Source organism: Collimonas silvisoli, from assembly GCF_018305005.1.
Taxonomy (GTDB): domain Bacteria; phylum Pseudomonadota; class Gammaproteobacteria; order Burkholderiales; family Burkholderiaceae_D; genus Collimonas; species Collimonas silvisoli.
In genome coordinates, this window is sequence record NZ_JAGQEG010000077.1 from 14,646 (window position 1) to 27,552 (window position 12,907).

6 protein-coding genes are annotated in these 12,907 nt (G+C 55.2%); 1 reads left to right on the plus strand and 5 read right to left on the minus strand.

The window, feature by feature from the left end:
* Positions 1 to 173: 173 nt before the first annotated feature.
* From KHU33_RS18915 to KHU33_RS18925, 3 genes are all read right to left on the minus strand, one after another.
* A complete protein-coding gene (locus tag KHU33_RS18915; RefSeq protein ID WP_211465747.1) occupies positions 174 to 4,691 on the minus strand; it encodes a hemagglutinin repeat-containing protein in 4,518 nt (1,505 codons plus the stop codon).
* A 101-nt stretch (positions 4,692 to 4,792) separates the two neighbouring features.
* Positions 4,793 to 5,071: a hypothetical protein gene (locus KHU33_RS18920; RefSeq protein WP_211465749.1), complete on the minus strand. Its 279-nt coding sequence runs from the start codon at positions 5,069 to 5,071 to the stop codon at positions 4,793 to 4,795.
* Between the two features lie 360 nt (positions 5,072 to 5,431).
* A complete protein-coding gene (locus KHU33_RS18925) occupies positions 5,432 to 9,709 on the minus strand; it encodes a hemagglutinin repeat-containing protein (RefSeq protein ID WP_211465751.1) in 4,278 nt (1,425 codons plus the stop codon).
* Positions 9,710 to 9,966: 257 nt separating this feature from the next.
* Here KHU33_RS18925 and KHU33_RS26925 point away from each other — a divergent pair, with 257 nt between their 5' ends.
* Complete coding sequence (locus tag KHU33_RS26925; RefSeq protein ID WP_211465753.1) at positions 9,967 to 10,251, plus strand: SymE family type I addiction module toxin; 285 nt, start codon at positions 9,967 to 9,969, stop codon at positions 10,249 to 10,251.
* Positions 10,252 to 10,352: 101 nt separating this feature from the next.
* Here KHU33_RS26925 and KHU33_RS18935 read toward each other — a convergent pair whose 3' ends face one another.
* Both KHU33_RS18935 and KHU33_RS18940 read right to left on the minus strand, forming a co-directional pair.
* Positions 10,353 to 10,661 (minus strand): hypothetical protein, encoded by a 309-nt coding sequence (locus tag KHU33_RS18935; RefSeq protein ID WP_211465755.1) that lies wholly within the window; start codon positions 10,659 to 10,661, stop codon positions 10,353 to 10,355.
* Between the two features lie 12 nt (positions 10,662 to 10,673).
* Positions 10,674 to 12,907, minus strand: a 2,234-nt coding sequence (locus KHU33_RS18940; protein WP_211465757.1) for a hemagglutinin repeat-containing protein, incomplete at its 5' end; no start/stop codon positions are given.

The following is a 12,907-nucleotide window of genomic DNA, read 5'->3' on the forward strand; positions in this document are numbered from 1 at the left end:
AATAAGGTAACTATTCTTCCATTCTTTATTTTGATAAAAAATCTTATAAATCGTTGTACCAACCCAAAGAACGTCGAACATCATTAAAGGGCCAATAATTCTCCCTGGATAATTTCCATTTCCCCAAGTCTTCGAGGTATACAATTTCAGCAAAAACATTTTCCATTCCCCTCTCATTTTTTCTCTCCTGACGCATTGGCAGGAATGGACGGAACAACGGCTGAAGTGCCGGGTAACCACGTATTCCCCATATTTCTAAAAATCCAAGGAAGATTGCTCTGATTGGCAGTAGGAACGAAAGCGCCTCCTGGCCGTTGCAAAAGAGCAGCAACTTTAGGATCGAGTTTTTGTGTGTAATTCATAGCCCCATTTAAATAATGACCACCCGTATCACCGACGATTTTGCCGCCAGCAGAGAATACCGCTCCTGTTAACGCACTCCATGCAATGGAGTCATTACTGCCGGTTTGGCTATTGTTATAAGCAGTTATTGCAGCATTGGTGGCGCCGCCAAGTGCAGCGACCGAGCCTAAGCTATTTAATGCGCTGCCGATACCGGCTGATCCCCAAGAAATAAGCCCAGCATTCATCATGCGCTCGTAGTTAAATGTCCCATCTCCATAAAGATACTGATTAGCTCCTTCAGATGCTACAGCAACAGAAGTTGTTCCTGCCCCGACATACGGCGCAGAAAGACCCATCCGAAGCAATACCACCGCAGTCACAGGATCCATCGTCGGTGTCGTCGCCCCACTTCCAGCCCCTGGTAATTTTTCCAATGCCTCCGCCACCTCCCGTGCACTTGGCAGGTACATCCCGTGACAGCTATATGCACCATCGGAGCAAGACTGTATTTCTTCTTTAGCTAACTCCATTCTTGTCGAGAGAACCTGCTTGGCCTGCGCGCACGCGTCGGCAGCACCTTTGCTGCAAGCATCTACCAGTTGATCCAACTGCTTTTTCGTGCTGACGTCAAATTTGTTTAAATCGTCGACGTAACCGCATGCTTTTTGATTTCCGTTATCACAGTCACGTTTCGCGATGGCTTTTGTTATCTGCAATTTTGGCGACAGCCAATTATTATCCACAGCCACCGTTGCAGCATTGGTCGCCGTCGCTCCGTTCGCTCCCGTCATCGTCGCCAGTCCGGCCACCAGGCTGTTCACCAAATTACCCTTGGCCTCTTTTTGCGCATTGGTTTCGTTTGGATTGTTATCGGCAAACAGATTGGTCAATAGACTTGAGGTTGCCGCGCCCATCGCTCCCGCGCCACAACTTTGGCTACTCGCCGCCGCGCCTGCGCAGGCGACAATCGCATGTAGCGCGGCATGTTCCGGCGAACCTTCTTTCAGCGCGCCATCGGCAACCAGCTTACCAATATAGCCGGCGCCTTGCTGCTGCACATAATTGACCACTCCGGCTTGGACGAACTGCGCTCCGCCGCCGGTGACATTGCCGCTGGCCGCTGCAGTCAACGCGGTAGCAATCTGCCGATACGTGCCATTCGCGCCCCAATCTTTTTCTATGGCTTGCGCATCGCTCAGCAGTTGTTTGCGTTGATCCGGCGTTAAATTACTGTTGGGATCATTGGCGGCTTTCTTCTTGGCGTCAGCTTCCTGCATCTTGTTGTTGATAAAAGTACCCACTTCATTACCAAGCGCTTTGGTGATCTCGAACCCTGCTTGAATCTCTTGCAAATTAAAGATCGGCTTGATTGTATTGCTGCCGTCCTTGTCGCTGGCGACGTCTGTATTGATGCCGGCGATGGTCGAGGCAGCGTCCTTGCCGGTCAACTCCTGTTGTTTGGCGTCATCGGTAATTTTGACGGTAGCGCCACTGACGCCACTGGCAGTGGTGCTGCTGGCGCTGCCGCTCGCGCTCATGGCAATCGGCACGTTCATGGAAACGCCGCCTTCGCTTGGCAAGGTCGTGCCCGGTACTTGCGCAGGGCCTGATTGCGCATCGCCTTTCTGATCCTTGCCGACGCCGCTGTCGCCGCCACCAAAGCTGTAGCCGCCGCCGACAGCCATGCTTTCGCCCTTGTACTCGGCTTTGTTCTGGATATCGCTTTGGGTCAGGGTGCCTGTCGTCAAACTATTCTTGGCGTCTTGCACGGCCTTGTCGGTGCTGGCAATCACTGCTCCCTTGAGATCGGTATTGCCTTTGACTGTGATATCAAAGCCGCCGTCGCCCGCCTTGATGCCGGATTGCTCAGTGACGCTTTGATAATTGCTGTCGATCTTGCTCTTGCTGATGTTGCCGCTCACACTGCCGATGCCTGGGCCGATCGGGATACTGACGCCGACGCCAGCGTTATTTTGTTTGGAATTATAGGTGCTGGTGTCTTGCAGACTCTCGATGTTGAGGTTGCCGCCGACATCGGCCATCACTTGTTTGCCGCTGGCGACCGCCCCGATCAGATTGGTATCGCCACCGGAGGCCACAAGAAGTTGATTTCCGGCGCTGACGTGGGTATTGCTGTAACTGACGTCCGAGCCATCGGCATTGCCGCGCCCTTTGCTGGCGCTGGCGTTGACGCTAAAGCCGGTGCTCGTGCCGAAGCCGACGCCAACCGAAGCGCTGCTGGAACTGTTGCTGCTGTGCTGCTCATACGTGCTCTTGGCCGCTTGCAGATTGATATCATTGTCCGCAATCAGCTTGGCGTTATTGCCGGCGCTGATGTTGGAGCCGATGACATTGATGTTACTGTCCTTGCCGCCGCCTGTTGCCACGATATTGAGGTTGCCACCCGCCGCGACATTGCTGCCCTTGGCGTTTGTGCTGCTTTGCTCGCTATGGCTTTGGCTCTTGCTGGAGCCGAGACTGACGCTGACATTGACGCCGCCTGCTGTGCTTTGATTTTTGGACACAGCGTCGACGGCGTTGTAGGTGGACAAGGCAGTAACAGCACCGGCCAGCACCTGCATCCGGCCATCGCCGGTCTGGCTCGCCGCCCGGCCCATCTGCTGCCCGGTCTGCACCGCCGAGATCACTGGATTGGTCACCGCCACCGTCACGCCGCTTTGCTTGAACTTGCTGTCCTGCGTGGCGTGCATGGTCTCGGTGGCGGCGTTGATGTCCACTTTCTGCGCGAGGATGTCGATATCGCCCTTGGGCGCAATCACATCGCTGCCGGTCTGGGTATAGGCGTTGCCGGCGCTGATGCGGATATTGCCGTCAGTGCTGCCGATGATGCTGCCGGTCTGCGTGGTCTGCTGGCTGGTTTGCGTATTCTGTTGTTCCTTTTTACCGGCAGTGAAACCGACGCCGCCGCTGCTGAACACACCGGAGGTCTTTTCTTCGAAACGATAGCTGCTGTCGCTGGTGTTTTGCGCGCTGCTGATGGTGACGTTATTTTTGGCATGCAGGTCAACATCATTGGTCGCAACGATATTGCTGCCGGTGACACCAATATCGCGCCCGGCCTGGACGATCACGGAGTCGCCCGACAAGGTGCTGCCGATGGCAGCGCTGGTATTGGCATTGGTTTGCGAACGGTCGCTCGATGACGACAGCATGCCTTTGGAGGTGAAGTAAGTCGCTTGATCGACGCTGCCGGTTTGCTGGGCCGTGCCGATATGGACATCGCGCCCGGCGGCGGCCACCAACTGGCCGCCGGCATTGGCGTAGGCTGCTGCGGCGTTGATATCCTGGCCGGCGATCAGGGCCAGCTTGCCGCGGGCGTTGATGGCGCTGCCGTTGACTTGCGTCTGTGTTTGATACAGGTGATTGTCGTTGTCATAGGTGGCGTTGTAGCTGCTTTGAGTGTTGACTGCCGTCAAATTGAGGTCACGGCCCGCTGCCAATGCCGCATCGCCAGTCGTGTTGATGGCGGTTGCGGCCAGATTGAGGTCGCGCCCGGCTTGCACCGATAACTGATCGGCGGTGACGCTGGCAACCCGTCCCAATGTCGTATTCGTGCCGTGGACACCAGTGACAGAGCTGGCGGCGGTACTCATCGCCACATCGCGCCCGGCCAGGATGCCGACACGGTGGCCGGAGATACTGCCGCCATTGTTAAGGATGTCGTTTTGCGCGACAAGAATAGTGCTGCCATCCTTGCCGGTGCTGCGGATATCGCCGCTGTTGGCGATATCGTTGGCTTGCACAATCAGCTTGTTCGATGCCTGCAGCGTGCCGCCGTTGTGCAGGTTGCCGTTGATGGTCAGATCGATATCCTTGCCAGAGATCAGCGCGCCGGTGGGGGCGATGTCTTCTGTGCTGGCGCGGCTCAGATAGACTACCGGCGCCAGCACTTTCGTGCGGCTGCCGTCGGGCAGCGTCACCTCTTGTTCGACCAGCCAGACGATATCGGATGTCAGCGCCGCCATCTGCGCTGCGCTCAAGGCAATCCCGGGGGTGAGCTGGAATTGCGCCGCACTGGCAACGCCGGCTTCCATCAATGCCTTGTACTGGGCTTCGTTGCTGGCGTAGCCGTCCAGGAAGCGTTTGCCGGTCAGCTGGGCGATCTGATCGTTGATCAGCTTCTGTTCATAGAACCCATCGCCCAGGCGCTTTTGCACTTTCTGCGGATCGAGCGAAAGGCGGCCTAATAAATAATCGCTGGAAATGAAGGTTTTGTAGTTGGTGAATTTGGGGTCGGTTTCGATCAGGTAGGGTTGGTCCGGTTGTGACTGCACCGTAAACAACTGGCTGTTCGGCAGCACCAGATTCGGCATAAGTTTTGCCATTGATGACATATCGGGATCGGTTTTTGTTCTGGCTTGCTCTTTCAACGCACTGGCCCGGCTATTTGCAAATTTCGCAGGTCTGCGCCAATGAAAATTTGTACTCAAGAAAAAAATACAGCTAAAAAGAAAGCTGTGATAACTGCTATTGTAAAGATACTTCGTGCTTCCTGATTCTTCCCATCACCATAGTTAAAAGGACCTACACCAGGTAAATTTTTATTAAAACGAAAAGAAAAAATTAACCATACGACCCACGCTGTTCCAATAATCCAGAATAATAATTCTGTATATGCTCGGGAAAGAAATAGCATCAGAAATTTAATGCAAGCAGCAAGGGGAACTATGTAAGAAATAAATGCCAAAATTTTTTGAGATCTCATTTTTTGTCTCCAAATAAATCATCCGCTTGTTCTTTTAAACGATCTATAAATGCTTGCCAAACTCCACGAGGCTTCAAGAGAAATTCAAGTCTTTGAATACCAATAAGAAATATATTCCCCAAGTTAAAATAGTAATGATTGTTCTGCCAATCTGATTCTCGCCATTATTCCAGCCATATGGTCCATACATATCTTTGTCATACAGAAAGGCATATGTAATCCAAATTGGCAATATGAAACATATTCCGATCCATAATGAATTCTTCCAATCTTTCGTAAAATATATATAAAAAATTCGAAAAATTGCGCCAAGAATAAGTAGTGAAAATAGAAGTCGTTTGTTTTTAGAACTAAAAATTTTCATTTTCCTTTCTCCACAAATTCCGCATTGGCTCGGCCAACGAACGCAGCCCAGCCACCAGCTAAATCGATAATTGCAGTGATACGTACTGCCGCAGCTGCTGGTAACCCAAAAACAGCTTCAAGGTATTTTTGAGCGCCGGCTTGCCCGAGTTCTTTAATTGTGGCTTGGCCAACGCTATCATTCACCATGCCAGATGCAATAGATGACGCTTGACCCATAAAGCCAGCTGCAGCCCCCAACGCCCCGAGCGGATTAGCTATGGCAACTAACGTTGCTCCCTTCCCAATGTCATCAAACACTTTCTTGTCCAATGCCTTGATATAAGCCGCCGTCTGTGGATCAGACATATCCATATTCTGCCCACCGCAACCCGCCGACGCTCGGGGGCACGGGAAATATTTTGCTGAATAGGTTTTGCCATCGATGACATATTGCTGGCTATAACGTCCTTCATCATCCAATGGCAGGCTGGTCGCCGGGTCGCGCTTGATAGCGTTGATACCTGTGGTTTCCGCTTGCTTGATCGGCGCTTTAACAATCACACCGGCAATTTCTTTGTCCACGCCACTGCTGTTAAGCCACGGCTGATTCTTTTGCTCATTGGTGGCGTAAAACAAATACTGTCCATTCCCGATGGATAGATTAGACGACTGTGCCGCATATTCCGATTGCAGCACATGCAGGAAATCTTCTGCCTGTTTGAAATAAGGCACATCATAACCAAAGTTGTAATCCACCAGATTTTGTGCTGTGTTGGCCAGCATCGCTGTGGCAGCGGTAATTTGGTCTTGCGTTGGATTGTCAGTGCCGTATATTTTTTTCGCAAAACGAGCCGCATTGTCTTTGATCATCTGCGTTTCTGTCGGATGAAGCCGTCTATTATTCGAGTCGACCGCCAACCCCATCCCCGCGCCAGCAGCACTGCCACCGCTCGCCAATGCGCCCATGCCGGCTGCCGTTCCCATCGCAATCGCTTGCGATGTCAAATTTGCGGTAGCCGGATCGACCCCGGCGTTGATCAAACCGTCGCGGATATTATTTTGCAGGTCTGTCAGTAGTGTTGCAGCGCTGGCGGTTGCACCCGCACCCAATGCGCCGGCAACACCGCCGCTCAAGGCTCCGGCGGCGCTATGCAAGGCGATACGCCATTTACCGTTTTCTTCCCATTCCTTGGCGTCAGCCAGGAGCGCGGCTTGCTTGTCGGGATCGGGTTCTGTTCTGGCTTGCTCTTTTAACGCATTGGCCCGGCTATCTGCGAATGTGCCGATGGCCTTCGGTGCTTGCTGACTGAACGCCAGCGTGATCTGCGTTTGTGCATCGATATCCTTTTGCACTTTGGCTTGATCGAAGATTTTACCGACGCCGCTTTCCTTGTCGCCGGTGCGGACATCGCTATTACCGGCAATGCCGCTGATGCCGCTTTGGCTGGTGCTGCTGGCGTTGCCGCTGTCGTGACCGAAGCCGATGCCGGTGCCTTGATTACCTGCCGGCTGGGTGCCAACACCGCCAGTGACGCTGACGGAGTTGGCGCTGTAACTGGCGCTGTTCTGGATATCGCTTTGGGTTAATGAATCTGTGACGAAGCTGTTCTTGGCGTCCTGCACAGCCTTATCGGTGCTGGCAATCACTGCCCCCTTGAGATCGGTATTGCCTTTGACTGTGATATCGAAACCGCCGTCGCCCACCTTGATGCCGGATTGCTCGGTCACGCTTTGGAAGTTGCTGTCGATCTTGCTCTTTCCGCCGCTGACGTTGATGCCGCCTGCACCGGGGCCGATTGGGATGGTGACGCCGACGCCGACGTTTTGCTGTTTGGAGTCGTAGGTGCTGGTGTCTTGCAAACTCTCGATATTCAGGTTGCCGCCGACTGCGGCGATGACTTGCTGGCTGCTGGCGGTGGCGCCTTTGAGGTTGGTGTCGCCGCCGGAGGCAATGACCAGTTGGTTGCCGGCGTTGACATGGGTGTTTGTGTAACTGACGTCCGATCCATCGGCACGGCCTTTACCCTGGCTGGCGCTGGCATTGACGGTGAAACCGGTGGTCGTGCCGTAGCCGACGCCAACCGAGGCGCTGCTGGAACTGTTGCTGCTGTGTTGCTCATAGGTGTTCTGCGCGGCCTGCAAGTTGATGTCGCCATCGGCTCTGAGAGCGGCGTTGTTACCTGCGCTGATGTTGGAGCCGATGACATTGATGTTGCTATCCTTGCCTGCGCCTGTTGCCACGATATTGAGGTTGCCGCCAGCGGCAACATTACTGCCCTTGGCGCTTGTACTGCTTTGCTCGCTATGGCTTTGGCTCTTGCTGCTGCCCAGGCTGACGCTGACATTGACGCCGCCGGCGGCTCCGGGATTTTTGGACACGGCGTCGACGGCGTTGTAGGTGGACAGCGCAGTAACCGCCCCAGCCAGCACCTGCATCCGGCCATCGCTGGTCTGGCTCGCCGCCCGATTCATCTGCTGCGCGGTCTGCACCGCCGAGATCACTGGATTGGTCACCGCCACGGTGACGCCGCTTTGCTTGAACTTGCTGTCTTGCGTCGCGTGCATGGTTTCGGTGGCGGCGGTGATATCAACGGATTTGGCGGCGATGCCGATATCGCCCTTGGGCGCAATCACATCGCTGCCGGTCTGGGTATAGGCGTTGCCGGCGCTGACGCGGATATTGCCGTCGGTGCTGCCGATGGTGCTGCCGGTCTGCGTGGTCTGCTGGCTGGTCTGGGCGGTTTGTTGATTCTTCGATCCGATGGTCACGCCCACGCCGCCGCTGCTGAACATGCCGGAGGTCTTTTCTTCGAGACGATAGCTGCTGTCGCTGGTGTTTTGCGCAGTGCTGATGGTGACGTTGTTCTTGGCGTACAGATCGACATCGTTGGTGGCAACGATATTGCTGCCGGTGACGCCAATATCCCGCCCGGCCTGAATGATCATGCTGTCGCCCGACAAGGTGCTGCCGACGGCGGTCCTGGTGTTGACGTTGGTTTGCGAACGGTCGCTCGATGACGACAGCATGCCTTTGGAGGTGAAGTAAGTCGCCTGATCGACGCTGCCGGTTTGCTGGGCCGTGCCGATATGGACATCGCGCCCGGCGGCGGCCACCAACTGGCCGCCGGCATTGGCGTAGGCTGCGGCGGCGTTGATATCCTGGCCGGCGATCAGGGCCAGCTTGCCGCGGGCGTTGATGGCGCTGCCGTTGACTTGCGTCTGTGTTTGATACAGGTGATTGTCGTTGTCATAGGTGGCGTTGTAGCTGCTTTGAGTGTTGACTGCCGTCAAATTGAGGTCACGGCCCGCTGCCAATGCCGCATCGCCAGTCGTGTTGATGGCGGTCGCGGCCAGATTGAGGTCGCGCCCGGCTTGCACCGATAACTGATCGGCGGTGACGCTGGCAACCCGTCCCAATGTCGTATTCGTGCCGTGGACACCAGTGACAGAGCTGGCGGCGGTACTCATCGCCACATCGCGCCCGGCCAGGATGCCGACACGGTGGCCGGCGATACTGCCGCCATTGTTAAGGATGTCGTTTTGCGCGACAAGAATAGTGCTGCCATCCTTGCCGGTGCTGCGGATATCGCCGGTGTTGGCGATATCGTTGGCTTGCACAATCAGCTTGTTGGAGGCTTGCAGCGTGCCGCCGTTGTGCAGGTTGCCGTTGATGGTCAGATCGATATCCTTGCCGGAGATCAGCGCGCCGGTGGGGGCGATGTCTTCTGCGCTGGCGCGGCTCAGATAGACTACCGGCGCCAGCACTTTCGTGCGGCTGCCATCGGGCAGCGTCACCTCTTGTTCGACCAGCCAGACGATATCGGATGTCAGCGCCGCCATCTGCGCTGCGCTCAAGGCAATCCCGGGCGTGAGCTGGAACTGCGCCGCGCTGGCAACGCCGGCTTCCATCAAGGCCTTGTACTGGGCTTCGTTGCTGGCGTAGCCGTCCAGGAAACGTTTGCCGGTGAGTTCAGCGATCTGGTCGTTGATCAGCTTCTGTTCATAGAACCCATCGCCCAGGCGCTTTTGCACTTTCTGCGGATCGAGCGAGAGGCGGCCTAATAAATAATCGCTGGAAATGAAGGTTTTGTAGTGGGTGAATTTGGGGTCGGTTTCGATCAGGTAGGGTTGGTCCGGTTGTGGCTGCACCAGATTCGGGATCGGTGCGCCGGGCACGCTCACCGTTTGCGTATTGCCGCTGATAGTGGTGATAGTATGGCCCGCTTGATTGGCCGATCGGGCGCTTCCGCTGACGTAGTCAAAACATTCTTTAAGCTGTGTACTGATTGTCATCGTGTCCGATAGCGTTTATAGTCGCCTCCGTCCCTGAAAAAAGAAGGGGCCAGGTTTGACAGCCTGATTTCCATCAAGAGTACAAGCCGCGCAATGCGGTTTGTGCTAACACCGTTGCGCGCGCTCTATGGGGGGCAATGGTGGGGAGCCTTCGGGCTGCCGGTAGCTTGGTGGGCCGGTCTGTCAACCCTGCTTTTGCCTCCCTCCCGTTTGACAGTGAGAGGGAGGACTCAACTGCCACCAGGAAGGAATTCCCAATGACGAGTATCCGCAAACCTAAATCATCTCCTTTACCTAAACAATTCACAGAAGATAGTTCTACCGTCCCCATAACAGAACGGCTCACTGTGCCAGCACACGCAGCAGAATCGCTCGTGACCCATCGCGAACGCTTGATTCTCGTCGAGAAATTGCCAGAATTTCTCGGTACGAAATCAAGGATACGTTTGCAAGGCGCATGGCTCACCGCAGCAGGGTTCTTGCCACGTACTCGCGCTAGGGTCAGAGTCATGGCCGGGTGCTTGGTGATCACGGCAGAATAACGCCGACATTCGCACGTTCTTTTTTAGCGGCTAAAAGATCCCCAACAACATCCAGCTGCGGCTGGGTGAGGATGGGACTTTACGTTTGTAAACAACAAATACTATGGATTATTTTTATCGTCTTCGCTTGGCTTCTTGGGAGTGTTCAATGAACCTACAAATGCTACGAAGACAGCGAGCAAACCTATACCTACAGTAGCTAAAATACTCTCAACGGTAAAAATATTTGTCAACATCGCTTGAGTCGCAAATTGAACGCCTTTTTCATAAGACCCTAATATAAAGAATCCAATATGCATACCCACAGTCGCTACTAAAAAAATCACCCAATACTTAAACCGACTCAACCATTGCGCAATCGCAGGGCCGAATAGTCCGCCAAATATTCCATGCCAAAGACCATCAATCATAGCGACCTCCGATTATTGATTAGGGGATGATTTGACAGCGCCCTGAGCTGCGCCACCTGCAGCCTTGCCGATTACTCCGCTATTAACGCGGATGATAAATCCCGGCAATGTCGCCCAGTTTTTGAAGGTGTTTGGCACACCAGCCCAACCAAACATTGCCGTGCTGTACATACTCGTTAAACCACCTGCCGTCATGGCTACACCTAGTCCGAGATAAGAGAAGCGTTGGTCAAAGCCAGCACCAATAGGCTGCCCCGTTCCGTAGAATCTATCAAAGACCGCACTACCTAGCGCCCCACCAGTATAAGAGGCTCCTCCAACCGCCATCCCCGTCCCCAAAGCCGCCCCCGGCGAATACGCCGCCGCCGCAGCCTTGTAAGCCGCATAGGCATCCATCGCTCCGGCACTCAACGGTCCCGCACCAGCAAGTGCGCCCGCAGCCCCGGCAGCGGCAAGAGTCGCATCACTCGCGCCTTGTCGAATTGCCTGATCACGACTGATTGCCGCCGCAAGATCCGCCGCCGATGGCGTATTCGTCCCCCCGAACCCAGCATACATATTCGGATTAGCCTTCTGATCCGGCGTCGCATAGAACATATATCCCGGCCCGCTATTGCCTTCGGCGGCCAGCATGCCATGCGCCTGACTTAAAAATGCACTGGCGTTTTGATCCCAAGCACCGGGCGAACCATTCTGCACTTGACGATCTCCCTGCGCAGTCAACTCTTGTACTGCCTGAGCGTAAGAAATGCCCTTTTGGGACGCATAACGCTGCGCATTATTCTTGATCCATGTTTTCTCATCCGGATGAAGTTGCCGATTGTTAGCGTCAACCGCCAATCCCATCCCCGTACCAGCAACACTACCACCACTCGCCAGCGCCCCCATCCCCGCCGCCGTCCCTAACGCAATGGCTTGTGATGTCAGGTTGGCTGTGGCCGGATCAACCCCGGCGTTGATCAAACCATCGCGGACATTGTTTTGCAAATCGGTCAATAGCGGAGCGGCGCTGGCAGTCGCACCGGCTCCCAATGCCCCGGCGACACCACCACTCAACGCTCCAGTGGCCGTATGCAAGGCGATACGATACACGCCGCCTTCATCCCATTTGCTGGCGTCGGCCATCAGTGCGGCGCGTTTGTCGAGATCGGGTTCTTGCTCAGCTTGCTTGCGCAGGTCTGCGGCCTGTCCACCCGCAAAGGTGGCGACTGCTTTCGGCGCCTGCTGACTGAACGCCAGCGTGATCTGCGTCTGTGCATCGATATCCTTTTGCACTTTGGCTTGATCGAAGATTTTACCGATGCCGCTTTCCTTGTCGCCGGTGCGGACATCGCTGTTGCCGGCTATGCCGCTGATGCCGCTTTGACTGGTGCTGCTGGCGTCGCCGCTGTCGTGACCGAAGCCGACGCCGGTGCCTTGATTACCTGCTGGCTGGGTGCCGACGCCGCCGGTGACACTGACGGAGTTGGCGCTGTAACTGGCGCTGTTCTGGATATCGCTTTGGGTGAGTGAGCCGGTGACGAAACTGTTCTTGGCGTCCTGCACGGCCTTGTCGGTGCCGGCAATCACGCCGCCCTTGAGATCGGTATTGCCTTGCACATTGATCGCAAAGCCGCCGTCGCCCGCCTTGATGCCGGATTGTTCAGTGACGCTTTGGAAGTTGCTGTCGATCTTGCTCTTGCCGCCGCTGACGTTGACGCCGCCTGCTCCTGGGCCAATCGGGATGGTGACGCCGACGCCGACATTCTTTTGCGTTGAATTGTAGGTGCTGCTCTCTTGCAGGCTTTCGATATTCAGATTGCCGCCGACTCCGGCGATGACCTGCTGGCCGCTGGCGGTTGCACCTTTCATATTGGTGTCGCCGCCGGAGGCAATGACGAGTTGGTTGCCGGCGGTGACGTGGGTATTGCTGTAACTGACGTCCGATCCATCGGCATTGCCGCGCCCTTTGCTGGCACTAGCGCTGACCGTGAATCCGTTGGTGCCGACGCCGACGCCGATACTGCCGCTGCTGGAGCTATTCGTGCTGTGCTGCTCATACGTGCTCTTGGCCGCTTGCAGGTTGATATCGTTGTCCGCAATCAGCTTGGCGTTATTGCCCGCAGTGATATTGGAACCAATGACATTGATGTTGCTATCCTTGCCTGCGCCTGTTGCCACGATATTGAGGTTGCCGCCAGCGGCAACATTACTGCCCTTGGCGCTTGTACTGCTTTGCTCGCTATGGCTTTGGCTCTTGCTGCTGC

What these genes read in the sequence shown, in the direction of transcription:
- KHU33_RS18915 (WP_211465747.1), bottom strand. Translation starts at nt 4,691, where the DNA reads ATGGCAAAACTTATGCCGAATCTGGTGCTGCCGAACAGCCAGTTGTTT.
- KHU33_RS18920 (WP_211465749.1), bottom strand. Translation starts at nt 5,071, where the DNA reads ATGAGATCTCAAAAAATTTTGGCATTTATTTCTTACATAGTTCCCCTT.
- KHU33_RS18925 (WP_211465751.1), bottom strand. Translation starts at nt 9,709, where the DNA reads ATGACAATCAGTACACAGCTTAAAGAATGTTTTGACTACGTCAGCGGA.
- KHU33_RS26925 (WP_211465753.1), top strand. Translation starts at nt 9,967, where the DNA reads ATGACGAGTATCCGCAAACCTAAATCATCTCCTTTACCTAAACAATTC.
- KHU33_RS18935 (WP_211465755.1), bottom strand. Translation starts at nt 10,661, where the DNA reads ATGATTGATGGTCTTTGGCATGGAATATTTGGCGGACTATTCGGCCCT.